The sequence below is a fragment of the Peribacillus alkalitolerans genome (assembly GCF_010882125.1).
Lineage (GTDB): Bacteria > Bacillota > Bacilli > Bacillales > DSM-1321 > Bacillus_BN > Bacillus_BN alkalitolerans.
The window spans coordinates 374,969-399,853 of the sequence record NZ_JAAGVZ010000002.1; the positions used below are offsets into that span (position 1 = coordinate 374,969).

Annotated in this window: 24 protein-coding genes and 1 pseudogene; 8 read left to right on the top strand and 17 right to left on the bottom strand. The window is 37.0% G+C overall.

The window, feature by feature from the left end; translation table 11 throughout:
- Positions 1 to 6: 6 nt before the first annotated feature.
- From G3O09_RS04150 to G3O09_RS04180, 7 genes are all read right to left on the bottom strand, one after another.
- On the bottom strand, positions 7 to 1,452 hold the full coding sequence (locus G3O09_RS04150) for an aldehyde dehydrogenase family protein (RefSeq protein WP_163100212.1): 1,446 nt from the start codon (positions 1,450 to 1,452) through the stop codon (positions 7 to 9).
- Positions 1,453 to 1,465: 13 nt separating this feature from the next.
- Positions 1,466 to 3,151, bottom strand: a complete 1,686-nt coding sequence (locus tag G3O09_RS04155) for a thiamine pyrophosphate-binding protein (protein WP_163100213.1) — start codon at positions 3,149 to 3,151, stop codon at positions 1,466 to 1,468.
- Positions 3,152 to 3,182: 31 nt separating this feature from the next.
- Positions 3,183 to 3,974: an SDR family oxidoreductase gene (locus tag G3O09_RS04160; protein WP_163100214.1), complete on the bottom strand. Its 792-nt coding sequence runs from the start codon at positions 3,972 to 3,974 to the stop codon at positions 3,183 to 3,185.
- 71 nt (positions 3,975 to 4,045) lie between these two features.
- Positions 4,046 to 4,972 (bottom strand): VOC family protein, encoded by a 927-nt coding sequence (locus G3O09_RS04165; RefSeq protein ID WP_163100215.1) that lies wholly within the window; start codon positions 4,970 to 4,972, stop codon positions 4,046 to 4,048.
- Between the two features lie 118 nt (positions 4,973 to 5,090).
- Entirely contained in the window at positions 5,091 to 5,624 is a 534-nt protein-coding gene (locus G3O09_RS04170) for a cupin domain-containing protein (protein WP_163100216.1), read from the bottom strand.
- A gap of 261 nt (positions 5,625 to 5,885) precedes the next feature.
- Complete coding sequence (locus G3O09_RS04175; RefSeq protein WP_163100217.1) at positions 5,886 to 6,701, bottom strand: IclR family transcriptional regulator; 816 nt, start codon at positions 6,699 to 6,701, stop codon at positions 5,886 to 5,888.
- Between the two features lie 37 nt (positions 6,702 to 6,738).
- Entirely contained in the window at positions 6,739 to 7,545 is an 807-nt protein-coding gene (locus tag G3O09_RS04180; RefSeq protein ID WP_163100218.1) for an alpha/beta fold hydrolase, read from the bottom strand.
- 416 nt (positions 7,546 to 7,961) lie between these two features.
- Here G3O09_RS04180 and G3O09_RS04185 point away from each other — a divergent pair, with 416 nt between their 5' ends.
- Positions 7,962 to 9,251 carry an MFS transporter gene (locus tag G3O09_RS04185; protein WP_163100219.1) on the top strand — a complete coding sequence of 430 codons (1,290 nt, stop codon included), beginning with the start codon at positions 7,962 to 7,964 and terminating at the stop codon, positions 9,249 to 9,251.
- Positions 9,252 to 9,428: 177 nt separating this feature from the next.
- Here G3O09_RS04185 and G3O09_RS04190 read toward each other — a convergent pair whose 3' ends face one another.
- Positions 9,429 to 10,220 (bottom strand): TrmB family transcriptional regulator, encoded by a 792-nt coding sequence (locus tag G3O09_RS04190; RefSeq protein WP_163100220.1) that lies wholly within the window; start codon positions 10,218 to 10,220, stop codon positions 9,429 to 9,431.
- Between the two features lie 296 nt (positions 10,221 to 10,516).
- On the opposite strand from G3O09_RS04190, the gene G3O09_RS04195 reads away from it, so the two are divergent.
- The 3 genes from G3O09_RS04195 (at position 10,517) to G3O09_RS04205 (ending at position 13,735) form a co-directional block, all read left to right on the top strand.
- On the top strand, positions 10,517 to 11,359 hold the full coding sequence (locus G3O09_RS04195) for an alpha/beta hydrolase family protein (protein ID WP_163100221.1): 843 nt from the start codon (positions 10,517 to 10,519) through the stop codon (positions 11,357 to 11,359).
- 40 nt (positions 11,360 to 11,399) lie between these two features.
- On the top strand, positions 11,400 to 12,725 hold the full coding sequence (locus tag G3O09_RS04200; RefSeq protein WP_163100222.1) for an MFS transporter: 1,326 nt from the start codon (positions 11,400 to 11,402) through the stop codon (positions 12,723 to 12,725).
- Positions 12,726 to 12,802: 77 nt separating this feature from the next.
- A complete protein-coding gene (locus G3O09_RS04205; RefSeq protein WP_163100223.1) occupies positions 12,803 to 13,735 on the top strand; it encodes an MBL fold metallo-hydrolase in 933 nt (310 codons plus the stop codon).
- A 163-nt stretch (positions 13,736 to 13,898) separates the two neighbouring features.
- Here the strand turns inward: G3O09_RS04205 and G3O09_RS04210 are convergent.
- Positions 13,899 to 14,126 (bottom strand): annotated as a pseudogene (locus G3O09_RS04210) (IS3 family transposase); the annotation flags it as partial.
- 470 nt (positions 14,127 to 14,596) lie between these two features.
- Here G3O09_RS04210 and G3O09_RS04215 point away from each other — a divergent pair.
- Genes G3O09_RS04215 through G3O09_RS04225 form a run of 3 tightly spaced genes read left to right on the top strand, consistent with a single transcriptional unit; the run spans position 14,597 to position 18,248 of the window.
- Positions 14,597 to 16,072: a spore germination protein gene (locus G3O09_RS04215; protein WP_163100224.1), complete on the top strand. Its 1,476-nt coding sequence runs from the start codon at positions 14,597 to 14,599 to the stop codon at positions 16,070 to 16,072.
- Between the two features lie 21 nt (positions 16,073 to 16,093).
- Positions 16,094 to 17,179 (top strand): GerAB/ArcD/ProY family transporter, encoded by a 1,086-nt coding sequence (locus G3O09_RS04220; protein WP_163100225.1) that lies wholly within the window; start codon positions 16,094 to 16,096, stop codon positions 17,177 to 17,179.
- Complete coding sequence (locus G3O09_RS04225; protein WP_163100226.1) at positions 17,169 to 18,248, top strand: Ger(x)C family spore germination protein; 1,080 nt, start codon at positions 17,169 to 17,171, stop codon at positions 18,246 to 18,248. The genes G3O09_RS04220 and G3O09_RS04225 overlap by 11 nt, the downstream gene beginning before the upstream one ends.
- Positions 18,249 to 18,444: 196 nt before the next feature.
- On the opposite strand, the gene tatC is transcribed toward G3O09_RS04225, so the two are convergent.
- The 8 genes from tatC to G3O09_RS04265 all read right to left on the bottom strand — a co-directional run bounded on the left by tatC (position 18,445) and on the right by G3O09_RS04265 (position 24,351).
- On the bottom strand, positions 18,445 to 19,161 hold the full coding sequence (gene tatC, locus G3O09_RS04230) for a twin-arginine translocase subunit TatC (protein ID WP_163100227.1): 717 nt from the start codon (positions 19,159 to 19,161) through the stop codon (positions 18,445 to 18,447).
- 64 nt (positions 19,162 to 19,225) lie between these two features.
- Positions 19,226 to 19,408, bottom strand: a complete 183-nt coding sequence (locus G3O09_RS04235; protein ID WP_111616182.1) for a twin-arginine translocase TatA/TatE family subunit — start codon at positions 19,406 to 19,408, stop codon at positions 19,226 to 19,228.
- 12 nt (positions 19,409 to 19,420) lie between these two features.
- The gene (locus G3O09_RS22855) at positions 19,421 to 19,681 is read right to left on the bottom strand and encodes a hypothetical protein (protein WP_338048400.1); all 261 of its coding nucleotides are present in this window, start codon (positions 19,679 to 19,681) and stop codon (positions 19,421 to 19,423) included.
- Positions 19,682 to 19,715: 34 nt separating this feature from the next.
- Positions 19,716 to 21,095, bottom strand: a complete 1,380-nt coding sequence (locus G3O09_RS04245; protein WP_163100228.1) for a metallophosphoesterase — start codon at positions 21,093 to 21,095, stop codon at positions 19,716 to 19,718.
- A 577-nt stretch (positions 21,096 to 21,672) separates the two neighbouring features.
- The gene (locus tag G3O09_RS04250; protein WP_163100229.1) at positions 21,673 to 22,380 is read right to left on the bottom strand and encodes a M48 family metallopeptidase; all 708 of its coding nucleotides are present in this window, start codon (positions 22,378 to 22,380) and stop codon (positions 21,673 to 21,675) included.
- Positions 22,381 to 22,397: 17 nt separating this feature from the next.
- Positions 22,398 to 22,913: a YehS family protein gene (locus G3O09_RS04255; RefSeq protein WP_163100230.1), complete on the bottom strand. Its 516-nt coding sequence runs from the start codon at positions 22,911 to 22,913 to the stop codon at positions 22,398 to 22,400.
- A 334-nt stretch (positions 22,914 to 23,247) separates the two neighbouring features.
- Positions 23,248 to 23,616, bottom strand: coding sequence for a PH domain-containing protein (locus G3O09_RS04260; RefSeq protein WP_163100231.1), 369 nt, complete (start codon positions 23,614 to 23,616; stop codon positions 23,248 to 23,250).
- A 354-nt stretch (positions 23,617 to 23,970) separates the two neighbouring features.
- Positions 23,971 to 24,351, bottom strand: coding sequence for a gamma-glutamylcyclotransferase family protein (locus tag G3O09_RS04265; RefSeq protein WP_163100232.1), 381 nt, complete (start codon positions 24,349 to 24,351; stop codon positions 23,971 to 23,973).
- Positions 24,352 to 24,547: 196 nt separating this feature from the next.
- Between G3O09_RS04265 and G3O09_RS04270 the strand changes: the two genes are divergently transcribed.
- Positions 24,548 to 24,796, top strand: coding sequence for a hypothetical protein (locus tag G3O09_RS04270; RefSeq protein ID WP_163100233.1), 249 nt, complete (start codon positions 24,548 to 24,550; stop codon positions 24,794 to 24,796).
- The last annotated feature ends 89 nt before the right edge of the window (positions 24,797 to 24,885 follow it).

Below are 24,885 nucleotides of genomic sequence, written 5' to 3' on the forward strand. Positions count from 1 at the left end.
CCTTCCTCAATCAGCAAATCCATATGAATCCGCAAAGAATTCCAAACCACAATGTCTCGTTTCGCGAGAGACACCACTTTCTTTTAAACCAGGAAAATCAAGCGCTAAATCACTGAATACAGTATGATTGTTATGGAATACAGCTCCTGCTTGGAGACGATCAGCCATTTGTATGGCTAATTCTTCATCCTCCGTCCAAACAGACGCCCTTAAACCAAATTCACTATCATTCGCTAACTCAACTACTTCATTCAAATCAGTGAATGGTAAAATAGGGATGATTGGTCCAAATTGCTCAACCCGAACCAATTCACTTTGCTGAGTAACACCTGTTACAATCGACGGAAGCATGTAATAGCCTTGATTCCAATTCTCAGGATTTAGCTGGATACCAACAGTGGTTACATTTGCCCCGGAGTTTTTTGTCCGTTCAAGTAACGCATTTACATAATCAAACTGGGCTCGATTGTTTAATGGACCCATGGTCACATCTGGCTGTATCCCATCACCGACAACCACCCGTTCAAATTCTTTCGTTAGTTTCTTCACTACTTCATCAAATCGCGATTCATGGACATACACGCGTTTAACCCCTGAGCATACTTGGCCTGCTGCTCGCAAAATGCTCATTCTTAAACGTTTAATAGCTGTATCATCTAAGTTCGCATCTTCCAAAATAATCGCCGGATCATTGCCACCTAGTTCCATATATACTTTTTGAAGCTTGTTTGCTGATTTCTTCATAATATCCTTACCTGTTTCGGTACTACCTACAAAAGCTACAGTACGCACTCGGGAATCAGAGCAAAGGATGTCACCGATTACTTTCCCTGAACCAGTCACGATATTAATCACACCTGGTGGAAAATGGTCAGCCACCACTTTTAAAAAAGTCATGATCGTTAAAGGGCAATTGGTAGCAGGTTTTACTACAACTGTATTTCCCGCTAAAATAGCCGGTATGACTCGTTTGAAGGTTAAGATCATAGGTGAATTCCAAGGTGTAATCACAGCTGTAACCCCTCTTGGCCTTCTTCGTACTTGAACTTTTTGGGAACCTGGAAGTACTTCTGGCTGCCACCAGTTATGAAGCTCCTTCGCAGCACCATTCATCACTTCAACACAACGCAGTAAATCTTTTTTAGCTTCCACGAGTGTTTTTCCATTTTCACGTACAAATAATGTTACGTTTTCTTCAATCATATTCTTGAGCACATCTGCAGCCGCATTCATTCGGGCAGTACGATCATGTATATCTGAACAAGACCAGGACTCAAAAGCCTTATCTGCTGAAGATATTGCTTTATATACCTCTTCTTCAGAACAAATGGCGACTTCCCCAATCACTTCTGAAGTGTTTGCAGGATTAATGACATTGCTTGTTTTTTCTGTTTCCTTCCATTCTCCCTCAATGAGGATTTTCCCTGAGACTACTGGATATGTTGAAATCATCTTTCATCCTCCTTTATAGCTTTTTTGGTTTAAAGGCTTCTGCCGCTCCTGGAGGTCCGCCAAATGGTTTTGCCATTGGTCCAACCGCTTCCATATCGACTACGATCATGGATGGTTTGCGTCTATCTTTTGCTTTCTTTAGTTCACATACAAATTCATCACCAGATCCAATCCGTACGGCGTCAAAATGCATAGCCTCAGCAAGTTTGACGAATTCAGGGCTCAATAAATCAACCGCTACTTGGCGTCCATATTCTGCCTCTTGGATATTTCGAAGAACCCCATAGCCTGCGTCATCAAACAATACAATAATGATAGGTAAGTTTTCTTCAGCAGCCGTAACCATTTCCCCAACGTTCACCATAAACCCACCGTCTCCAGCCATTAGCACAACGGTTTTATCTGGACAGCCCACTTGTGCACCAATAGCAGTTGGTAGGCCTTGACCGATTCCGCCTCCAGATGCGTGAATGGAAGTCCTTGGTTCATAAATTTCATATAAACGGCTTCCCCAAACATTTGCTTGTACCGTTACGTCTCGAACTAAAATGGTGTCGCGCGGTAATATTTCTCTCATGCTATCTACAAATTGCTCATAGGGTCCGAGCGTTTCACGAAGTTGAGCTCGCACTTCATTTCTAAGTGAACGTACTTCTTCTATATAAGTAGGTACTGCAGAAACTGATTTTTCTTCGAGATTTTGAACGAGTGCAGCTAACATATCTTTCGCATCGCCAACTAAACCGAAGCTTGCTTTATAGTTACGGTTGATTGCCTGCCAATCGGCATCGATTGCAATATGCTCTTCTGGTACGGGCACTTTCCAATTGGAGGTTTCGTTCCCTCTAAATCGAACCCCTACACTGATCAATAAATCCGCTTTTCGCAAAAACTCTTTAGTAGACTCATAGGCTGCAAAATGTCCGATGCATTGCTCGTGGTCTTCTGGAATCGAACCTTTTCCAGATTGGCTTGTAATCACTGCCGCACCGAGCAGTTCCGCCAATTTTGTCAGCTCATTCGAAGCGTTCGCAGTGATGACACCGCCACCTGCCCAAATGACAGGACGCCTAGCCTCAACAATTTTTTCTACGATTTCTTCTGGAATGACTGTGGATGTTATTTGAGATGTTACTAGTTGTACGCCCTCAAGGGAAACATCCTCAATAATCGCTGATTGAAAATCAATCGGAATTTCTAAAGTCACTGGCCCAGCCGGTGCAGTCATTGCTTCTTGAATGGCCTTTCGTACAACTGCGGCTGTTTGTTCAGGCTTTCTAAGTCTCACTGCATTTTTACTTGCACCGCTCATCATCGAGAGTTGATCCTTGCATTCATGGATATAGCCTCTACCTGTTCCAAGATAAGGAGATGCGACTTCACCTGTAAGATGGAGAAGTGGAACGCCTGCAGCCCATGCTTCTACTAATGAACCTGCAGCATTTCCAGCACCTGTACCTGTACTTGTAATGACTACACCTAATTTTCCTGTCGAACGTGCATAACCATCTGCCATATTCACTGCTCCACTTTCACCGCGTGAACAGATCAGTTTAATGCTTCCTTCTCGTAAGATGGCATCATATATCGGCATATTATGTATACTGACAATTCCAAAAGCGACTTCTACGCCTGCTTCAACTAGCTCTTTGACAATGGCATCTGCAGTTGTAAACACTTGTTCTTCTTGTATTTTCATCGGGATACCCAACCTTCGTTTAATAGTTAAATTAAAGCGCTTTACCAATTGCTCCTGCTGTCTCAATCGTCGATCCAGCTACATAGCTCGCTTTGTCTGAAGCAAGAAATACGATGACACTAGCCACTTCCTCCGCTTCACCTACACGGCCAAGTGGAATATTGCGTTTCTTTGCAAGATCACTATAATATTCTTCTGGATCCATATCAGGGGCATTTTTCAACCTTCTACGCTCCCATTGGTCCGTCCGAATCAATCCAAGGCTAACTGAATTCACTAAAATATTGTCTGCCGCAAGTTCTTGGGACAACGTTTTGCTTAAATTTAAAAGTCCAGCTCGAGTAGCAGCTGTCGCCACCATATGACGTTCAGGTTCTTTGGCGAGAGTCGCATTAATATTAATAATTCGACCGCCACCACTCTTAACTAAGTATGGATGAGCAGCACGAACTGCATAAATGATAGCAAAATATTTTAATTGGATCTGTTCAGTCCACTGTTCGTCCGTTACATCAAAAAAGTATCCCATTACGCTTTGTCCGGCTGCGTTTACTAGAATGTCAATTCCACCAAACTTTTCGGCTGTATGTTGAATAAAAGCGTTTACGTCTGTTTTAGACGTGACATCACACGTTGAAGCAAAAATGTCCTGGCTTTCACCAAACGAAAGTAAATGATTACGAGCGTTTTCCATACGTTCTGCACTTCTTCCACAGACCGCTACTTTTGCACCTTCACCTAAAAACATTTCGGCTGTTTTTAACCCGACACCGGACGTGCCCCCCATAATTACAGCCACTTTCCCTTTTAGACCTAAATCCATTTCCTCACTCCTTTACGTAATTCTATGAATGTCATGCGTTATGTTCATAAACTGAATTTCTTTCTATTTATCTATCTAGCTTTAACGGTTGCATCTACCCAACCTAGATCAGGAGTTCCACTCATCGCCTTACGCGTTTCTGTTGTTGGCGGTCCTGCAATCCCCCATTTATCCATTAAGTGCGGTACACGTTTCCAAACTCTTGCTTTCCATTCAGCCTCATCTTCAATCGTTTCAAGGTAACAGGTATATTCCATTACGAAACCACTTGGATCTTGAAAATAACAAAATATATTATCTCCAGGGCCGTGACGTCCCGGACCCCATAATTCACTGTACCCAGCCTTACGAACATTGCTTATCCCACGCATTAACTCATCCACCGAGTCAACCTCGTAAGCCATGTGATTCACTGAATTATGTTCATTTTGATTGAAAGCAATAGAGTGGTGTTTTCTATTACATCTCAAGAAACACATTTGGTGCTCGCTCCAGTCTGTAACCTTGAAGCCTAATACATTTGTATAAAACTCTACAATTCTATCAATGTCTGTGGTGTTGAGAACCACATGATTCAATTTCACAGGGTCAACGTTTTTATTGTTCCAGACTGACGTTTGAACCTCTACCCAAGCGGAAAGCTCAATCACTCGATTATCAGGATCCAATAGTCGAAGTCCGTATCCAGCTCCCGCTTCATCCAAATAACCTGGTTGTTGGATAATACGAACACCCTTCGATTCCAGTATTTCAGCTGCAAGATCCACTGCATTTTTATCGATCATACCGAATGCAATGTGGTGCAAACCACGAGTTTCCCCTTTGTGAAGGCTTAATATATGATGTTCTGGTCCAGCCCCTCGAAAATAGGCGGGTGAATTTTCTTTTTCAGAAACTTCTACTCTATCTAAACCCCAAACCTTTTCATAAAAACTTGCCTGTTCGTCTAGGTTCGAAGAAATTAAACTTACATGTCGTAAATGAGTGATCCCTATCATCGTTTATCCCCCCATTAATCTTTATGAGTCTGAAAGAAAACGCTCTATTAATCTATAATCGTAAAAAGCAGCTGCACTATTTTTTTATAATGCAGCTGTCTCTTTTCAACATGAATGATTATCCTTTAATGATTGCTTCTCTTTCTTTTGAACGTTGGATACGTAATTCTTCAAGAGCACTGCCCACTGGATATGTTGGTAGGTTGGGTTTTACTGCTCCAAGCATAACAAGCATGCGCGCTTCTTCTTTCCCATCATTTCTGATTCCGCGATATACACCTGGAGGGCTGCTGATGCAGTCTCTTGCACCAAGCTTAATTTCATGAACTTCACTATTGCTATCTTCCTGAATCAAAGCCGTAACTTCACCTTCAAGAACGAAAAATACTTCTTCTACATCATCATGCAAATGCAACGGTCCGATACATCCTGGAGGAAGTACCATTGTACTTAGCGTAAAATGTTCTGCTGCAACTACATTTGAATCATTATTCGCTGTCGCACCGCGTCCAATATATCTCATCTGTGCACGTCTATATGCTGGATCAATTTCCTCTTGGAACTTCAAGACATTCCAATCAAGTTTGCGATCCTCTAAGCGTGCCACATATTTTTTTTCAAAATCTTGAATTGAAAAAGTTGAGTTTGTCATTTTAAAAATCCTCCCTTAATTGTCGAATGTGTTTTATATACAAAACAGTGTTTTGTCTATGAATCAATTCTAGAATGAATTTTTTAATGTGTCAATAAAGTTATTAGAAAATTTGAATATGTCCTAAAAGTTAGAAAGAAAGACCTACTATGAAAAAAACTAAAATTTCTGAATTAAATTCCCGATTTTCAACAAAAAAAATAAGGATACCCCCAAGTTGAGGAGTATCCTTATTTGAGAAATATTAAATTTTTCGATTGCTTAAACTTCCTTTTGGCTAAACTCTCTAGCAAATTCACCACTATAGCCCATAAATTTAGAGAGTAAATGAGCAGTTCCCAACACTTTAGGCAATGCGATTTTTTCCATAAAATCGTCCTGATAAGCTGATTCTGTCGCAACTACATTCAGTGCTGCCAAGATTTTTCCGCTTTTATCATAAATAGGTGCGGCAACAGATTTAATTCCGGGATGGAATTCACCCTTTGTCATGGAATAGCCTTTTTGACGTATGTTTTCTAGTTGTTGCTGGAACTCACTAGGGATGGTGAGCGTTTTATCCGTAAATGGAGTTAGGTTTGAGATTTGAAACATTTGCATGATACTTTCCTTTGACTCATGAGCAAGAAGTAATTTCCCATTTGCTGTTGCATGAGCTGGGAGTCTCAAGCCAATATTAACATTGACAGCCGAAACCCCTCTTATTGGAGCGCTTCCTACATACACCACTTCATGACCATCTAGAATCGAAAGATGACATGAAGCACCAATTTCATCGCGCAATGATTCCATATATGGTTGGGCAATTTCAGGCAATTTTAAGCTATTGATATAACTAAAGCCTAATTCCAGTACTTTTGGAGTCAATTGATATTGTTTGGTATGCTCATCTTGAGTAAGATAACCCATGCTTTGAAGCGTAAACAATAAACGATAAGGTACTGTTCTGCTGACTCCTAACTGTTTAGCAATTTCTGATAGTGACAGACTTGGCTGATCCTCATTAAAAAGAGTAATAATTTGCAACCCTCTTACTAATGAGTTGGCATTATACTTTTCTTTCTCTCCCGTTTCCATTCCATTTCTCCTCCCCGTATGTAAATCATCCTGTTTTTTATCTCTGTCCAACGGTTTGCTTTTGTAAAAAGTCGATAACCAGTTTATTAAATGTCTCAGGATCCTCTTGATAACATAAATGTCCTGTATTCGGAACTATGGCAAATTCTGAATTCGAAATCTTTTCGTGAAAAATTTTCGACTCACTTACTGGTGTTACTTGATCTAGTTCGCCACACAAAACCAGTGTCGGAACCTGTATCGAAGAAAGCAACTCCATTTGGTTTAAATTTGCTAAGGAATAAGATACCGAACGATAGCCTGAAGGTCGGACTTGCGACATAATACGTTCTGCTTCTTCAATTACCTCTGGAGATGCATTCGGTGATAATAGAGCTTTGACTCTTTTTTTCGCCAATTCATTAGGCTCCAGTGTGTTGATAGAATGCAATCTATTTTCAAGTTTACTCTTATTTTCATCTTGGCTCAATCCAGCTGCACCACGCGTCGCATCAGAAATAATCAAGGCATCTACCATTTCCGGAAAACGCACTGTAAAATCGATCGCAATGGCGGATCCCATCGAATGTCCCAGTAGGTAAACAGATTGAAGTCCTAGACTGCAAAGAAATTCTTTTAATACATCTGCAAACTGGGAAAATTGTTGGAATTCTTCCTTTGGATCCGAGCTTTCTCCATATCCTGGTGCATCCCAAGCAATGATTCTATATTGGTCTTCCAATCCGTTTAACTGATGTTTCCATGACTGCGAATTATTCCCTAGCCCATGTAAAATGACAATTGCTTTTCCATTACCAGATTCCCGGTAATGTACCCTGAATTCATCTAAGTGACTAATTGGCATATCAAATACCTCCCTTATACTCTACCAAATTGAAGGTATTGATTACCATCTTCAATTTGGATCAAATAGTTTATGATGTTTTATATAAAAAACATAGTTTTCAAATGAATTATAGATTTGTCAGAATTTAATGTCAATGAATCAATCTATTGGTACGACTAATATTTACCTCGTTTATTCAATAAAAAAGTATGTAATAGGAAAAATGCACAATTGACAAACTATTCTTATTATTTTATCGTTAAAACTGCTTTTACATCAAAAAACAGAAACTATGTTTTGTATGTAAAACATCAAAGGGGATATTTTGTAGAAGGGAGTGAAAGATCATCAAGTTGGCCAATTTTGTGGAGCCATTCTCAATGTGTTTCGACTGGATTTGTTCTATTTGATCATTAAAAAAGGGAGAGGATTTTATGCTTCAGAATCAGAAAAGATGGATATTCATTGCTTTACCAATCTTTTTCTTTTGGTTCTTCGGACAAATTGATAAGGTTGGTATTTCTGTTATTCAAACAGATCCAGAATTCTTGAATGCTCTCGGCATGTCAGGTGCTGACAAAAATGCAAAAATTGGTCTTCTTTCTTTTGTATTTACAATTGCTTATGGAGTTTCCAATCTTTTTTGGGGCTTCATTATCGACAAATTTGGTGCAAGGAAAACAGCAATTGCCGGATTATTTGTTTGGACTTTAACTATGATTTCATCAGGTCTCTCCACTACATATGAAACGTTTTTAATTAGTCGAATTATCCTCGGTTTCGGGGAAGGAATGATGATTCCTGTTTCTGGAAAGTTCATTTCTGCGTGGTTTAACAAACGGGAATTAGGACGCGCTCAAGCTTCATGGCTTACAGGGAACTATTTAGGACCAGCGATTGGAGCTATTATACTAGTACTTGTCATTTCATCCCTTCATTGGCAGGCCGCATTCTTTATGCTCGCGGGCTTTAACTTATTAATTAATATCCCTATGTTTATTTTTCTGACAAGAAATAAGCCAGAAGAGCATCCGTGGGTAAGTAAGGAAGAAGTGGCTTTCATCCACAAACCAGATGCTCACGAAAAACAACGATTTTTGAATGAAAATAAAAATTTTATACAAGATTATCGTTTCTGGATTGTTTGGTTTGGTATGCTAGTCTGTTCCTTCCTTTTCTTTGGAATCAGTATTTGGCTACCAACGTATCTCATTGAAGCAAAAGGGTTTGCTCGTGAAGGAATGACGAGCATCACTTCCCTCTCTTGGTTATTTGCGCTTGGATTTGTTCTTACCTGTGGTTTCCTGGCTGATAAAACGAGACGACCGAGTTTAATGGCTACCATTTTGTTTTCAATGACTGTCATCTTTTTGACAGTTGTCGTTTTTGCCCCAAATCCATATTTAGCAGGTATTTGTATGGGACTTGCCATGGGATGTCAGGGCGGCGTATTCCACCTAAGCAATATGTTCTTAGTAAAATACTCAACACAAGAAACAGCTGGACGTGCAGCTGGTTTAATAGGTTTCACCAATCTAATGGGCGGTTTTTCAAGCTATATTATGGGCTGGCTTCGTGACTTATCAGGTGGGGACTTCAGTACATCCATCATTATGCTGATCATTACAGCTCTATTAGGTTTGATAGCTTACTTATTTGCAATTAAAGATGAAGCAGCTGAACTTCGAATCGTACCTCTGTATCCACGTAAAATAAACGTGTAATATTTTTTTAGCAAAATTTGTAAGCGCTTCCTCGGTTGTAGGAGATTACTAACTTCATTTATTATAGTGTGTCAATTCGTTATTAAAGGCAGCGTCCCTAAATGGGATAGCTGCCTTTATTGTTGATTTGCGCAAAATAATAGTATACAGTGCCGGTGAACAGATACAGATATACTATTAGATATTCCATCCTTTTTCATTAGAATAGAAGTCTAATAATTTTTTGTATTTTTCACCATACTTCTCTTTCAGTTCTGCTTCGAAATCATTTTCAATATGTTGCATGATTAGATCGTGATAAAAAGCTGTTTTTAGCATTCCCACTACTGATGGATGGTCGGTCTCTAAGGCAGTGAGTTTTGTTGAATCTCCAAATCCACCAAGGATCGCTTTACTAGAATCGCAAAGAATCGAAAAATTCCTTAAATTAGAAATGCTCCAATCATCATTTCGGATATGGACAAATATGTTCTTAAGCAATGATTGACATTCCCCTATCGTAATGAGGATGACATTGACCCCTCTCTTTTCTGCATCTAGTAAGTCCCCTTCAACCCAGTGTAAATCTTCTGACCAAATATCTACAATGATGAAATCTTTTGCATTCGCAATAATTCTATGAATTGTTGTTCTAAGTTGTTTGTCACCTTGCCAATTATAAAAACTAGGAGCAATTCTAGGCGGAGTCTTTAATTGGTCTACCAAAACTTTTGTTACTTGTTCAAATTCATTCTGTAAATGTTTCGTTAATTGTTCGATAGGAACAGCATCATAGCGAGCTGGATCTCCTTCAATATATCGGCAAGCACCTTTATCCGTTAATGATCTAAGTGCGGAGTATACATTTGTACGCGAAACCGAAACTCTTTTTGCAACCTCATACCCTGAAATTCCAGGCTCTTCATGGAGGGTTAAATAGCAACGTGCTTCAAGATCTGATAACCCAATTTTTTTTAACAACTCTATCATATATACCTCCTATATTAATGGATACTAAAATTCAACTAATTTCCAACTTTTATACACCATTTTATTATATATAACCACACTAAAAAATAGTAGTATTAAATAATACTTCTTTTTTTATAAATAACGTTGACAATTTTTCGAATATTTTTTATATTCATTTTAAGAGTAGTATTGCACAACACTACTTATACTTCAATGTGTAATTTCATCGATTTCCAAAAGTAAAAAAAGGAGGCACGAATTCAATGACATAAATAATTAAATTCCTTGTTATCCCAAATAATGGAGGCGTTTACATGAATGTTAAAACCAATCTTGAAAATGTAAAAACAAAGAAGTTACGGCTAACTTATGGAGATGATCACTGGCAGTATGGAGATTTAAGGATTCCTCCTGGTGCAGGGCCGCATCCTGTTGTAGTCGTTATTCATGGTGGGTTTTGGAAATCGATATTTGAATCGGATTTAATGGATGATGTTTGTGATGATCTTGCAAATCGCGGAGTAGCCACATGGAATATTGAATATAGGAGAGTAGGAAATATTGGAGGTGCATTTCCTGGTACCTTGTTAGACGTTGGAAATGCTACAGACTATTTAAAAATAATTGCCGAGGAATACCCATTAGATTTAACAAATGTGATTGCACTAGGCCACTCTGCTGGTGGACATCTAGCTTTCTGGTTAGCTGGGCGTAACAATCTTAAAGAAGATAGTATATTGAATACTTCTAGTATTCCCCTATCACTTAAAGGGGTTGTCAGTTTAGGTGGTATAATTGACTTAGAACTGATGCATGACCTTATCAATTATAAACAACGTATCGTAAAAAATATAAAAATCGAAAACCCTGTAACTGATTTAATAGGCGGGAGTCCAATTGAAATGCCTGAAAGGTATGCAGAAGCATCACCTACTCAATTACTTCCACTAAATATTCCTCAAATATTAGTACATGGAGATTTAGATGTAAATGTTCCAGTTAAATTGAGTGCTCTTTATAAAGAACTTGCGGAAAAAGCCGGTGACCAAATAAAAATGGTTACCTTACCTAATGTCGAGCATTTTGAAATTATTGATCCGAAGTCTAGGTCCTGGGAACGCATCGTTACGGAACTTACCAATGTAATAAAAGCATGATGTGCATATTATCCAAAAAAAGAAGGTGGAATGAATATATATGACAAATGCAGTGAAAAAGGTTTGGGGATATCGCTACGTAATTTTGTTTATTGTTTGGTTACTATATATAGTCAATTACTTCGACCGTGTGGCTGTGTTAACCTTCTTACCATTTATCCAAAAAGATATGAATTTAACACCAGTTCAAGTAGGACAAATTGCATCGGCATTTTTCTTTGCCTACGCAATAGGTCAAGTTACTTCTGGATTTCTGGCAGATAAATTCGGACCGAAAAAAGTTATGAATGTAGCCATCGTCGCTTTTACTTTAGTAACTGCTGTGACTGGATTTGTCAAAAACTTTACTCAGTTAATAGCCCTTCGTATTGGTTTAGGACTTGGAGAAGCACATCATTTCCCTCCATCCGCTAAAGCAATTAGTAATTGGTTCCCTTACTCTCAACGTGGAACAGCACTTTCTATCTTTAATACATCCAATTACGTCGGATTAGCACTAGTTCCTATAATTTTGACCAACCTTTCTTCTTCTCTATTTGACGGTCAATGGAGACCTGTATTCTTCACATTAGCTATTCCTGGTATTATTGGTGTCTTATTGCTTTGGTATTTCTTTTATGACACACCAGAGGAAATGTATAATAAAGGTCGATTAAGTAAAGAGGAATTAGATTTAATCAATGAGAATAAAGGGGCTGTTCTGAAGGTATCCCCAACGGAAAAAGTGAAAAGTAAAATATTCTTGAAAGATAGTACCTTTTATGTCATTTGTTTAATTATGTTTTGCCAAATAGGCATTCTTTGGGGTTTCACCGCATGGATTAGTACTTTCTTAGTCCAGCAACATGGCTTTAATATTAAGCAAATGGGATATATCGCATCATTGCCTCCAATTATTAGTATTGTCAGTATCTTAATGGGCGGATGGCTTATGGATAAACTTAACAAAATGAAACCAATCGCTTTAATTGCATATATCGGCTGTATTCCTGTGCTTTGGATGATTGGTTCCGTTGAAAAGGGAAATACTACTGCCCTAGTAACTTTGCTTCTACTTTCGGGATTTTTCGTTGCTTTTAATTCCGGCTCTCTTACGGCTGCCATTCAGAAGAGGTATCCGAGTGAGGTTGTCGGTAGAGCAACCGGGATTGTTAATGGTTGTGGACAGTTGGGGGCGTTTGTAACACCATTGGTAGCTGGTTATCTGGTTACTGTCGGTACAGGTGGAAGTTTTAACTTCACGAAAGTGTTTATATTTTTCTCATGCCTTGCAGGCTTGGCAGCACTTAGTGCTCTCTTTCTAAAAGAAAAACCGCTTGAAATCAAAGAAACAGTTCAAAATCAAGTAAATAAACAAGTAATATAACTACAAAACATAATGTTCATGGGCTATAGTTTTTCTACTATAGCCCATTACTATTAATTAATGGGAGGATGGAAAAAATGAATCAATTTGGCATCTATCAAGTATCAATCCCTCTACCCTACTGGAATGACAGTGTTCATTGTTACTTAGGACAAAATGAAGGAAAATGGACAATAATCGATACATCGATGAATAATGAGAAAACACGACAATGTTGGGAAGCAGCCTTCTCTAGATTCAAAATCAATCCAAAGCGAGAGGTCGAGCGGATTTTTATAACACACCATCACCCTGATCATTTTGAATACGCTAGTGAATTACAGCGACAGACAGGTGCTGATATTTTTATCAATCAGAAAGAACAATCCAACTTGATATTTCTTGAAAAGGAATCATTTTCATCATATTACCTAACAGCAGGTATGCCACAGGAATTAGTAATGCAATTACACCCTGTTAATCATTCAACTAAAAAGTTTCCCAACAATATACATACCTTTGACCCGAATGTCCAATATCCTATTGGTGAACTTCACTTTGAAGCTATACAGATGCCTGGACATTCGGATGGACACATCTGTTTTTATAACCGAGAAGAACAGATTCTCATTTCAGGCGATCACTTAACTAGAGAAACTATCCCTTATATTTCCTATCACGGCTATGGAGATGTTAATCCATTAAGCACCTACCTTGAAACATTAATGAACATGCTTTCTATGAAAATTTCATTGGTACTACCAGGTCATGGACCCAATTTTACAGATGCAAAAGAGCGAATTATTGAACTAATACATCACTATGAAACTCGGATAAGCCATGTACTCGCTCTTGTAACAGGAGAGATGAGCGCATTTGAAATATCAAACACTTTATTTCCAAATAATACAACTGTCCTTGACCAATGGATTGCACTCGGAGAAACCAATGCATATTTAAACTATCTAACTGCAAAAGGTAAAATTGGTGTATTAAAAGAACACCATGTAAATAAATATTTTAGATTGTAAGTCATGTATCTTAAGATTACTAACTTCATTATTAAGTTGTATCAATTACTAATCAATGAGAAAATCTAGTATTTATTATAAAAATAATTTAATTTTTATAAGTAATAAAGGCAGCATCCAAAATAAAGTGTACTCTTTGTAAAGGACATTTTTAAAAAAGGCCTTAGGCTGCCTGAAGAAGATGATTCCTGAATTGTACAGGAGTCATCTTTTTTTGGTTCCATTGATTTCTAGTATGGTTATAGTGGCGGATATACTTGTCAATTTCGTTTTGAAGCTCCTCAAATGTTTTACATGCTATTATTTCTACTTCATCTTTAAGATGACCAAAGAATGACTCGATGGGGGCGTTATCCCAACAGTTTCCTCTTCTTGACATGGACTGGCGTAATCTACCCATGCACTCAACATAGTGTATGTGGCAACTCATGGGGTGCTGGTTAGTTCAAACTCCGTTTATAAGATTTATCCTGTTATAAGAAAACAGATTCTCTCATCTTCAATTAAAAAGTTTGAATGATCGCGCAAACGAATAGGCATCGAGATAATTCCTCCCTTCCCTAACACGATAGTCTTGATGGAAATTAAGTGAGTAATCAGTTCTCCATTTTACTCAGATCACCCTTTAAGTTCCTCAACAATCTGGCCCTATACATAAAGTAGAAGCGCAATCCTTGCTACAGAAAAACGCCAGATTGCGGAAGATCGTTTAACTGTATGTTGGCTGAATTTATATTCCTGAAAAGCGGTATTTAATTTAATATCTGTTATCCCATAATATTTGCATAAATTCCCACTTTTTACGCATAATGAGAAAAAATTAGTTTTGAGGGATACAGATGAAACGGATTAAGGTAAAAAATGGATAAGGAAAAGGAACCACATAATTTAATTGAACAAACTTGGGTTGAACAATTATCTAAATCAAATGATTTTGTTCACGAACATACTTCATTAAATGACAATGAACCTTTTTGGCTTTCTTATTATCGCACCCTCATCTCATCAGACATTTTACATAAAGATGTCTTGCCATATTTGCAGGACCAGTTATCACTCGAAGGATTAAAGAGTAAAATCCCCGTCCAAGAGATTATTTTGACTAAGGATAAAAATACAATCATCCAAAACATATTAATTGGGTCAGTAGCTATTCAAAAGTATCAACATGACGAAGAATGTTTATTAATTAATATTGCAAATAGTAAATTTCGTGATGTTGGCTTACCGACTATGGAAGTTTCTGCCATAGGACCTCAAATTGGATTTATTGAAGAATTAGACACTAATATTAATCTTATTCGAAAAAGATTGCCTGTACCGGAACTGCTCATCAAGGAAATGAAGGTTGGAGAACTATCAAAAACAAGAGTAGCGGTTATATATATGGATGGGATTGCCGATCAAGAAAATGTAAACACGGTAATACAAAGAATAAATGATATTCAATATGATCATATTCAGGACAGTTCTTATATCGCGTCGATGATCGAAGACAATTCTAATTCGTTGTTTCCACAATCGATATCAACGGAAAGGGCTGACCGAGTTGCTGCTGGACTAACAGAAGGAAAAATAATCATTGCGGCAGATGGTTCACCGAATCTTGTCATTCTTCCCGTAACCTTTATGGAATCTTTTATTGCAATGGAAGACTATAGTTATTCCTGGATCATTTCAAACTTCTTTCGGTTATTACGATTAACTGCATTGTTTATTTCGACATTGTTAAGCCCTATGTATGTAGCAATTATGACCTATCATTATGAATTGATCCCTTCGCGCTTACTAGAGACACTAGTTGGTTCAAGGGCGTCCGTTCCTTTCCCCCCATTTTTAGAGGCTCTTTTTTTAGAGTTAATGATTGAAATGGTAAAAGAGGCAGGTATCCGTCTACCGTTTAAAATTGGGCAATCCCTTGGTGTTGTAGGTGGGATTGTAATCGGACAAGCTGTGGTGGAAGCCGGTTTAACTAGTAATGTACTGCTTATTTTTGTAGGACTAGGATCTTTAGCTTCATACACCTCGCCTGTATATAAATTTAGTAATACGATTCGGTTTATCAAGTTTCCTGTCATTTTTCTTGCCCAATGGTTTGGTTTGTTTGGGGTGTTTCTAGCCTTACTAATTACACAAATCCATTTACTCCGGTTAACGTCACTAGGGCGACCTTATTTAAGCCAGTATCCATTACGGAAAACTTCCTTTCAAGATTTATGGGTAAGACTACCTTTTTCCATGCAAAAAGAAAACCCAAAAACATTGAGACCTCAAAAGAAGTGGAAATCAACCGGTACAGGAAAAAAAACGGGGCCGTCGAACGATTTTTATGAATAAATCGTAAAGGGGAAAACCAATTTGCAAGCAAATATTAGACATCAAGTTTCTCCTTATTTAGTCTTCTTTATCATTTACAATTCGCAGGTTGGTGTTGGCATTTTATCCTTCCAAAAGACCATTGCCGCGAAGGCAGGATATGATGCTTGGATTGGTGTATTAGTGGCAGGGTGCATTGTTCAATTGTCTATCTGGATGATGTACATACTGCTGGAAAAAGCAGACGGAGATATTATCGATGTTCATACAACTATTTTTGGAAATGTGCTAGGCAAATTTATGAGCTTTTTTATCATGATTTATTATTGGTTAGCAAGTGTTTCTGTTTTAATTGGGTTTATCGAGATCATTCAAGTATGGTTGTTTCCTTCCATGCCTTCATGGATTATTTCTACTATAATTTTACTATCCGTGTATTATTGTGTTTCTGGAGGATTTCGGGTTATTGTCGGCATGTCTTTTTTATCGTTTATTTTCCCACAAATTTTGCTAATCGTCCTTTTTATTTTCCCGTTAAAATTTGCTCACTTTTCAAATTTGCTGCCCATCATGAACCATTCCTTTATGGAAATCACAGATTCCATCAAAAGCTCGATGTATACTTTAGCGGGAACTGAAACCTTACTGATGTATTATCCATTTATAAGGGATCCTAAAGCCTCAAAGAAATTTGCTCATTTAGGTGTTCTCTTTACTACTTTACTGTATACGATTTCTGCTATTATTTCCTTTACTTTTTATAGTGAAAAACAGTTAAAAACGACCATTTGGCCTGAACTTTCTTTAACAAAAATGATTACCATGTCTTTCTTGGAGCGATTTGAATACCTGTATATATCCATGTATTTAATTATCGTTAGTGTATTAATCTCACTTTTACTTTGGTGCTCCAGCAGAGGTTTAAAGAAAATTTTTAACAGGAAGCAAAAGTATACATTACTCATTCTTAGTTTAATTAGTGTCGTCCTTTGTCATTTTAACGGTTCCTTCAACGATATGCTGAATAAATATATCACTCAAATGAATTTATGGATATTTTACGGCTATATCCCCATACTCTTACTTGTTTTAACTTTTTTAAAAAGGGGTAAGCAAAATGATTCATAGGTCAACGTTTGGTTTGTTTCTTATACTATTATTGTCAGGGTGCAGTTTTCTCCCTACCTACATTGTCAATGAAATCGATATGTCACAGGGGGTAGGGTACGACCTGGCCGGAAAAAAGGACATAAAGGGAACGATTGTATTTCCTATTTTTAAAAGAGACAAAACTTCTACTACAGAGGTCAGAACAGCGATAGGGAAATCCAGTAAAGATATTCGTTCGATCTTAAATAACGAATCTCGATATCCATTGGTAAGTGGTCAGCTTCGTGTAGCTCTTTATGGCAAAAAAATGGCAAAGAAAGGGATTAATGATTTCGTAGATACCTTACATCGTGATCCTGCTATTGGGAGCCTTGTTCAAATGGCAATAGTTGATGGTGATGCTAATGAATTATTTAAAATGAAGAAATATAAAAATGAGAATGTTTCACTTCATATCCAAGATTTGCTGGAACAAAATATGAAAATGGGACTACTTCCTCAAACTAATTTACAATCCTATTTATTTCAATTATTTCAAATAGGACAGGATCCTTATTTACCTTTTATTAAAAAGGAAAGCGACAACATTAGAATCACTGGCTTGGCACTTTTTAAGCATGATCAATTTGTTACATCTATTCCAATGGAAGATCTTTTTATTTTTAAGACGCTTGTTGATAAAAGACCTGGATTACGCCAATTTATTTTAGATAATCGTGATAAGGTAGTTCTTGACACTATCGATTCAAATGCAAAATATAAAGTAAAAATTGTACACGGTAAACCAGAATTTACGATTAATTTAAAAATGAAAACAAGACTTCATGAGTTCGCTCCGTCAGAGAAACAAAGGCAGTCTTTTGATAAAAAAAAGTATCAAAAACAGGTTGAAAAGGAATTAGAAAAAAACGCCATTAATATCGTAAACCAATTTAAGAAGCATCAAGTTGATCCTTTAGGTTTAGGAGCAAAATATAAAGAACATTTTCGCGGATTTAATGAAAAAGAATGGAAAATGTATTATCCAAACGTAAAAGTCGTTGTAAATGCAGATGTAGAAATCGAACAAACAGGAACTATTGATTAACGAAAGCAATAAGGAAAAAGGCACCACATTTATAAAGTGGTGTCTTCCTTACTGTCGCCAACCCCCATATAAAATCATTGATTTGAAATGGGGGTTGGCACAATTAAAAGCATTTAGAAGAGCTTTACGGGGAAAAAAGGAGAGCAAGGATAATTAAAAAGAGCTGAATACAGCTCACGAAAATCACACAGATGAGTTAATTTTCAGTAGTTCTAGTTCTTCGGTATACGATTTTTGATAATGCAATACTACATTCGTATAACACTAAAAGCGGTACAATAACTAATATATCGGATATCAAATCAGGTGGTGTAATTAAAATAGACACAACGATAAGCAAAAAGTAAGATACCTTTCGCGCTTTTGATAGAATCATAGGATTGATGACACCAAGAGAGGTGAGGAACATAACGACAAGCGGGATTTCGAATAAAAATCCAAACGGCAGGGTCAAGTTAATCATAAACTTAAAATATTTTTCAGATGTGAACAACGTTTCAAATTGCCCTTCAGACAAGGATAATAAAAAGGTAAGTACGGTTGGATACACAACAAAATAACCAAATGATAATCCGGCAATAAAGAGGATAAACAATCCAGGAATGTAAGATAGGGTCGTTTTTCGTTCTTTTTCTGAAAGCCCCGGCTTTACAAATAACCACGTTTGTTGGGCAGCAATCGAAATGGTAAGAGCAATAGCGATCACTCCTGAAATCATAAGATACACCCAGAGGATTTCACTTGGCCCCAATACAGCCAAATTATGGTTGAGATCACGGATAAGCCATGCGTAAATTTCCTGTACATAAATGAATGATCCAAATAAAAAAACGATAAAAGCGATCAAAGTATAGATTAACCGTTTCCTGATTTCTCCGAGGTGATCAACCAAAAGCATTTCTTGATTAGTCATAAAACTTCTCCTTTCCTAAAAACAAGAGGAAGATGCAAGCCTGTTGCCTACATCTTCTTCAAAATTACTTGGATTGCGTCTTTTCTTCTTTTTCATCTGAAGAAATCAAATCTTTAGTAGAATTTTTAAACTCTCTTAATGTGCTGCCAAAAGCACGTCCAATTTCTGGTAATTTAGATGGTCCAAATATGATAAGTGCAATGACTAAAATTAATATTAATCCAGGTATTCCAATATTTTGCAACATTTTCATTCCTCCTTAAAATTTAAATCCTGTAATCGGAACAACTGCAGGACGAGGCGTTTTTACATTTACGGCGTGGCTATGTACTTTATGATTGTTCATATCTTTCATTTCTTCACCAGGATGTTGAATGGACAAGAATAAGGTCTTTTCATCCGGAGTGAAACTTGTTCCGGTTAATTTTGCTTCTACATCGGCAGATGCAAACTGGAAGGAGATTCCTTTATCCATACGACATTTAACGGTTTGTTTTCCATCAAAATGTCCTCTTATCAATCTCCTGAAATATAAAGCTAAAATAGAGAGCGGCCTATGCTTTCGTTATTCCATCTATTTTCAAAAATGTGTCACTTATATTCCCAAATGAATCAATAGCATATACTTCGATACTATAGCTTGTACCAGGCTGTAAACCCTTAACTGGCAGAACGAATGGATTAGGAACTGGATCTTTGTAGAATTCTGAGAAAGCACGAACCTCTTTGGCTATTTGTCCTGTTAGATTGTTCTTCGCTACTACTTTATAAGAATGAACCAGCGAATTATCATTGGCCTGATTAAACATGATATTCATCTCAGTACTAGTGGTATCAACAATCGAAATGCTTGAATCTTTAGGGAAACGAGGTTTTACTTGTTCTCTCATTTCTGTATATTTAAATGAATTATTCTTACCTCGACAGTCAATTACCCATGGTTCGCCTATCCAATCATTTTGAGTAAAATCACGGCGATGAATGAACACTTCGTCTCCATGCACCTCTACAATTAGACCTTGGCTAAACGTTTCGGATCCTTTAGGTAATTCTCCTTGAATATACCCTGCTTCAACCCACATGTTTTTTAGAGAAGCAGTTGCAATGGTAGTAAAATCCTTTTGGTGGATTGTTCTTGGTTCATCTAATGGATAATGTGTATGACCAGAAAACGTGATTACTTGAGGATATTCTTTCAAAGTATCGTAAAAAAGGTCTCTATTTGCAGAGAAGCCCCATTCGCTTCCATAAATGGTTCCTTTGATAGGCTGGTGATGGAAGACAAAAATTGGTTTTTTCGGATCATCAGCGTTTGCTATCTTTAATTGCTCACCCAACCATTCAATTTGCTTCACTGAAAAGGTTCCCTCTGTTTTACCATCTTCCGTACCGAGTACAATAAAATGATATCCTTTGATGACCTTGTGATAGTAAATAGACTCCATTCCCGTTTTCTCTTTAAATCGTTTTTGGGAATCTACTACTGATAAACCATTCCAATAGTCATGATTTCCGATTGCAAACATAGATTCAGCCTGCGGTTGTTTTTTGATATTATAAAGCGACATAAAGCGATCATACTCTTCTACGTAACCATACTCTGTTAAATCACCAACAACTACGAATGCATCTTGTTTTGGTACTAATTCATTCAATTGATGCAATGCGCTGCCCCACTTTTGTAGATCCGTTGTACCACTCTTCAAAATATGTACATCACTAACAACTGGAAACACTAAATCGGAGTTTTTATGCAATCCAAGCTTCGATGTCGCTCCAGCTGACTTAAGATTTAGTGAGTTTACTAGCGATAATCCAAGGGTAAGCCCAGCAATCTTCGTTGTACCTTCCAAAAAACTGCGTCGATCCATTCCTTTTTCAAAGATTGTTTTCGACAATTTTTCTGAATCGTGTTTTAATTGCTCGTCTTTCATTGATATCTACTCCTCTTTTGGATAGGATGCTTTTATTGATTTCAATTAAGAACTTTCTGATTAAGAATAGAAGAAAAGCTGATTTTAAGGTGTTTTTAGCTGATATTGTTAATAATTCAATTTTGGTAATATAGATGAATTCATATCATGGATTCCGCCACCACCTTATAGTTCATGTTTTTCAGTAGTTCACTCTACTCTTAAAGCTGGAAAAGGCATCTTGTAGCTTTCTCTTTTTTTAGCCTCTTTTCGACACTAAGAATACACAAAAACTATTAAGATAGCGTTAATATAAAGTGATTTTTTTGATTTTAATGTAAATTACACAAATAATCATATTTTCACCACTCCAACCAAATAAAAAGAGGAAAAGCCAACATTCGCTTTTCCTCAACGTAACATGCATGATTCTATTTATTTACGATCTCTATGCCCTCTTTTTCATACTTCTTCAATACTTTTTCCGACAGCTTAGAGTCGGAAATAATGCGGTCAACCCCATCAGCACTTTAATATTTTGATATTTGGCTAGTCTAGTATTCCGTTGATTAACCTAAAACACTTCAACTTTGTTCTATTATACAGTCATTCTCCAACTAGATAACTCCAGCCACCTCTCTTGTTCTTTATAATCAGGCATAATCTTCCCAACAAGTCGCCAGAAGGATCGGTCGTGATTTAGATGGTGCATATGGCACATTTCATGAACGACGACATAGTCAATCACTTTTTGTGGTGCCATTGCCAGCTTCCAATTGAAGGTTAACTGTAGCCTTGAATCACACGTTCCCCAAGTGGCTTTGCTATCAGAAATAGTGATAGCACGCGGTTTTGTCTTGAAATGGCTTTGATAGGAAGAGATACTCTTCTCTACTAACGATTTGCACTGTTTATAATAGAATCGTTTTAGAGCTTGTTTAATTTTTTCATCCTCATGAAGCTTTACGTAAATATGTAACTTATCTTCTTCAAACACAATATGGTCCTGTGTAATGTTTGGATCATGATGAATCTGTATTGGAAAGGTTTTTCCTAAATACAAAAAACTCTCCCCATGTTCATAGACCTTTTTCATTGGTCCTTGTAATCTATCCTTCATTTCGTTAGCTTTTTGCAGAATCAGATCCCAGTTGCTTTCTAACAATCGAAGCACATGTTCATTGGATGTTCCCTTAGGGGCAAGAACTTGAACATTCCCATAGCCATCGATTTGGATCCCGAAGGAGGTGCGATTTTTGTATTGTATTTCGTAATGTATGGTTTCCCCTGAATAGGAATGTATCATGTTATCTCCTTAATGCCTTATCCCCTGTATCTTACCGTCAAACCTCTTATGAATTTCCGGGCAAAATTATCTCCGCACTCTTTATAATTTTTGTGTCCTTCTTTTCTTAATAAAGCGCCTAACTCGCCTTTTGACACCCTGATTCCACCATCATCGAATATGTCCAGCATATCCTCTGTTGTTAATTGTAGTGCGATTTTCACTTTCTTTAACAAGAGATTATTTACATTTGGGGTTTTGTTAATGGACGGTTCAGGTGTAGCTGTCTGTCCAGGTTTAGGCTCTTGTTTTCCTCTTTTAAACGTAATGAACCCATTTAAAAATGAATCCAACATCATGTTATTGCACTTAATCTGATCTTCAGTTTCAGCTACGCATTCATCCTCATCGTCGCTGTCTTTTGTTTTTGTAAGAATCTTCGGCAAGTCAACATTTGCAACCTCTACCCCGCCAAGCTTAAATATCTCAACCATCTCGGAATTTTTTAAATCAAGGGCATATCGTAATCGAATCAAAATATCGTTGTTATCCATATGTATTCCTCCAATAAATTACACTATGAAAATGAATTAATCGTATCTGCTTCTACAATCATATAACTTCTCATATTTATCAATCTTCGTCAACTTCTGGTGATGATTTCCACCTATGGTCGCATTATTCCCTATCAGTTAACTCCTAATAACAAATTCAGGCACCAACCGTAGGATTTTTATCTACGAGTGGTGCCTGATGGTTATTTACTGAAAAAGCAGTGATAGTATTTGAAAGATAAAAACAAACTTTTTCGGGTTCACTTCTCAAATCATTGAGCTTGTCTCAGGACATACACGATTGCTTTCCGTATTATGTAAAGATGCTATATTTCTACAATAGGGCTTCTGCAATCAGCTTATCAAACTTTCTAATATCAATGTCCTTTTTTAACTTCACTTTAATGCGACCAGCTTTTGTCCACAGTTCTACCTCTGCATTCACATCAAGAAAGCTGCCCGCATTTTCTGTTGACCACATCGTTATAGATGAATAGGGCAAAGAATATATTTCAACCTTTTTACCTGTTAACCCTTGTGAGTCTCTCACAATTAATCTTTTATTTGTAAAGATCGCACTATCCCGAAATGTTTTGTATGCAGCAACCGCTTCTTCCCCTCCGACCAAAATCTTATTAACGTCATCTGGAATTGGACATTCAGAAAGCAGCGTCCATTCCAATATTCCTGTTGTTGTAGCCATTATAATTACCTCCTTCATTATGATGTGTTTCACTAATAATTTCTTTAGAAATATGGAAAATCCTCTTTTATGTAAAAACAAGGTCTCTCTATACATTAAATACACAGTAAAAAGGTTATCATGTTTAACGAGATGGTACTTGCATCATCATTGTTAGAGATGTTGGGTCATTGTTGGGATCGCTATGAAAATCACTTAATAGAGTCTACGTGGCTGTGTATTGTAGAAATGTACACTGCAGTTTCAACGCGAAGACTATCTTCTTTGGCGACATTTGAAATTAACTACAAATATTAACATCATTTGATCCATACAACTTTTAAAAGCAAAAAATAGATAAGGATCAGTTTGACTCTAAATAAGACTATATTCCTTCCAATCTCCGTTTGATATTTCCTTTTTCAACAAATTCTTTTTATTAGCTATGTACATGTATGCAACGAGATTGCCTTTGTCTGTATAAACGGTTTGTTCAATTCTTTCATATAGATTGTCTTTCCCACCAACTGTATATCCTTCTAAAAGATCAAGTTGAATTAATTCATTATCTGTTACTGAGTACAGTTCACCGTATGTTTTGTCTGAGCTTGATTGTGTCATAGCTGGATACCCATATCCTGTGTCATACAGTTTACCTTCTGTCCAGCAATTCTCCGAGATGCACATAGCACTTTCTATTAGTCGGTGGTTCTTTTCTTCCTTGCGTAAGGTTCCATAAACAAATACTTTTATCATCATTGCTCCCCTTTTTTCTTTTAGGCTGTGTTAAATAAGAAACTCATAATACTAGACTCTGTTATACAACAAAGTTGATTTACTTCTTTAATCTACCGAGTGAAGTATGCTTTTAAAAAATCATTACCTTATTTGGGATTATTTGTTAAAATTATTTTCAGATCTTAACCTTTGCTTTATAAATTGGAGGGGTAAAATGAGTAAAAATTTTCATCTTTTTAATATAGTTGCAGGAATCATTATTATAGGTTCGATGATTCAAGTTATTTTTTCTGGAAGTAATATGCTTCCTTATTTAGTCATTGTTTTATTTTTCTTGTCCTATTGGTTACAAAAGGTAAATTTTATACGTTTTACTAGGTTTCTAGGTGTAGCGATTACGGTGTTACTTTTATTATTTTCATTGCTACCTCTGCTTGATTTCATCTTCCCTTTTGCCCCATAAAAAACTAATTTGTATAGTTTATATGTGCTTGCTGGGGCAGCCCTTTTTTTATAAAAATCAATATAGATATTTAACAAAGTCTTCTTTTA

Bases quoted from the DNA above. Each gene is read 5' to 3' on its own strand.
- G3O09_RS04245 (WP_163100228.1), bottom strand. From the start codon at position 21,095: ATGAAAGACGAGCAATTAAAACACGATTCAGAAAAATTGTCGAAAACA.
- G3O09_RS04225 (WP_163100226.1), top strand. From the start codon at position 17,169: ATGATTCATAGGTCAACGTTTGGTTTGTTTCTTATACTATTATTGTCA.
- G3O09_RS04155 (WP_163100213.1), bottom strand. From the start codon at position 3,151: ATGAAAATACAAGAAGAACAAGTGTTTACAACTGCAGATGCCATTGTC.
- G3O09_RS04235 (WP_111616182.1), bottom strand. From the start codon at position 19,408: ATGTTGCAAAATATTGGAATACCTGGATTAATATTAATTTTAGTCATT.
- G3O09_RS04165 (WP_163100215.1), bottom strand. From the start codon at position 4,972: ATGATAGGGATCACTCATTTACGACATGTAAGTTTAATTTCTTCGAAC.
- G3O09_RS04185 (WP_163100219.1), top strand. From the start codon at position 7,962: ATGCTTCAGAATCAGAAAAGATGGATATTCATTGCTTTACCAATCTTT.
- tatC (WP_163100227.1), bottom strand. From the start codon at position 19,161: ATGACTAATCAAGAAATGCTTTTGGTTGATCACCTCGGAGAAATCAGG.
- G3O09_RS04160 (WP_163100214.1), bottom strand. From the start codon at position 3,974: ATGGATTTAGGTCTAAAAGGGAAAGTGGCTGTAATTATGGGGGGCACG.
- G3O09_RS04150 (WP_163100212.1), bottom strand. From the start codon at position 1,452: ATGATTTCAACATATCCAGTAGTCTCAGGGAAAATCCTCATTGAGGGA.
- G3O09_RS04255 (WP_163100230.1), bottom strand. From the start codon at position 22,913: ATGGATAACAACGATATTTTGATTCGATTACGATATGCCCTTGATTTA.
- G3O09_RS04175 (WP_163100217.1), bottom strand. From the start codon at position 6,701: ATGGAAACGGGAGAGAAAGAAAAGTATAATGCCAACTCATTAGTAAGA.
- G3O09_RS04190 (WP_163100220.1), bottom strand. From the start codon at position 10,220: ATGATAGAGTTGTTAAAAAAAATTGGGTTATCAGATCTTGAAGCACGT.
- G3O09_RS04260 (WP_163100231.1), bottom strand. From the start codon at position 23,616: ATGGCTACAACAACAGGAATATTGGAATGGACGCTGCTTTCTGAATGT.
- G3O09_RS04200 (WP_163100222.1), top strand. From the start codon at position 11,400: ATGACAAATGCAGTGAAAAAGGTTTGGGGATATCGCTACGTAATTTTG.
- G3O09_RS04205 (WP_163100223.1), top strand. From the start codon at position 12,803: ATGAATCAATTTGGCATCTATCAAGTATCAATCCCTCTACCCTACTGG.
- G3O09_RS04215 (WP_163100224.1), top strand. From the start codon at position 14,597: ATGGATAAGGAAAAGGAACCACATAATTTAATTGAACAAACTTGGGTT.
- G3O09_RS04250 (WP_163100229.1), bottom strand. From the start codon at position 22,380: ATGATACATTCCTATTCAGGGGAAACCATACATTACGAAATACAATAC.
- G3O09_RS04265 (WP_163100232.1), bottom strand. From the start codon at position 24,351: ATGATAAAAGTATTTGTTTATGGAACCTTACGCAAGGAAGAAAAGAAC.
- G3O09_RS04170 (WP_163100216.1), bottom strand. From the start codon at position 5,624: ATGACAAACTCAACTTTTTCAATTCAAGATTTTGAAAAAAAATATGTG.
- G3O09_RS04180 (WP_163100218.1), bottom strand. From the start codon at position 7,545: ATGCCAATTAGTCACTTAGATGAATTCAGGGTACATTACCGGGAATCT.
- G3O09_RS04195 (WP_163100221.1), top strand. From the start codon at position 10,517: ATGAATGTTAAAACCAATCTTGAAAATGTAAAAACAAAGAAGTTACGG.
- G3O09_RS04270 (WP_163100233.1), top strand. From the start codon at position 24,548: ATGAGTAAAAATTTTCATCTTTTTAATATAGTTGCAGGAATCATTATT.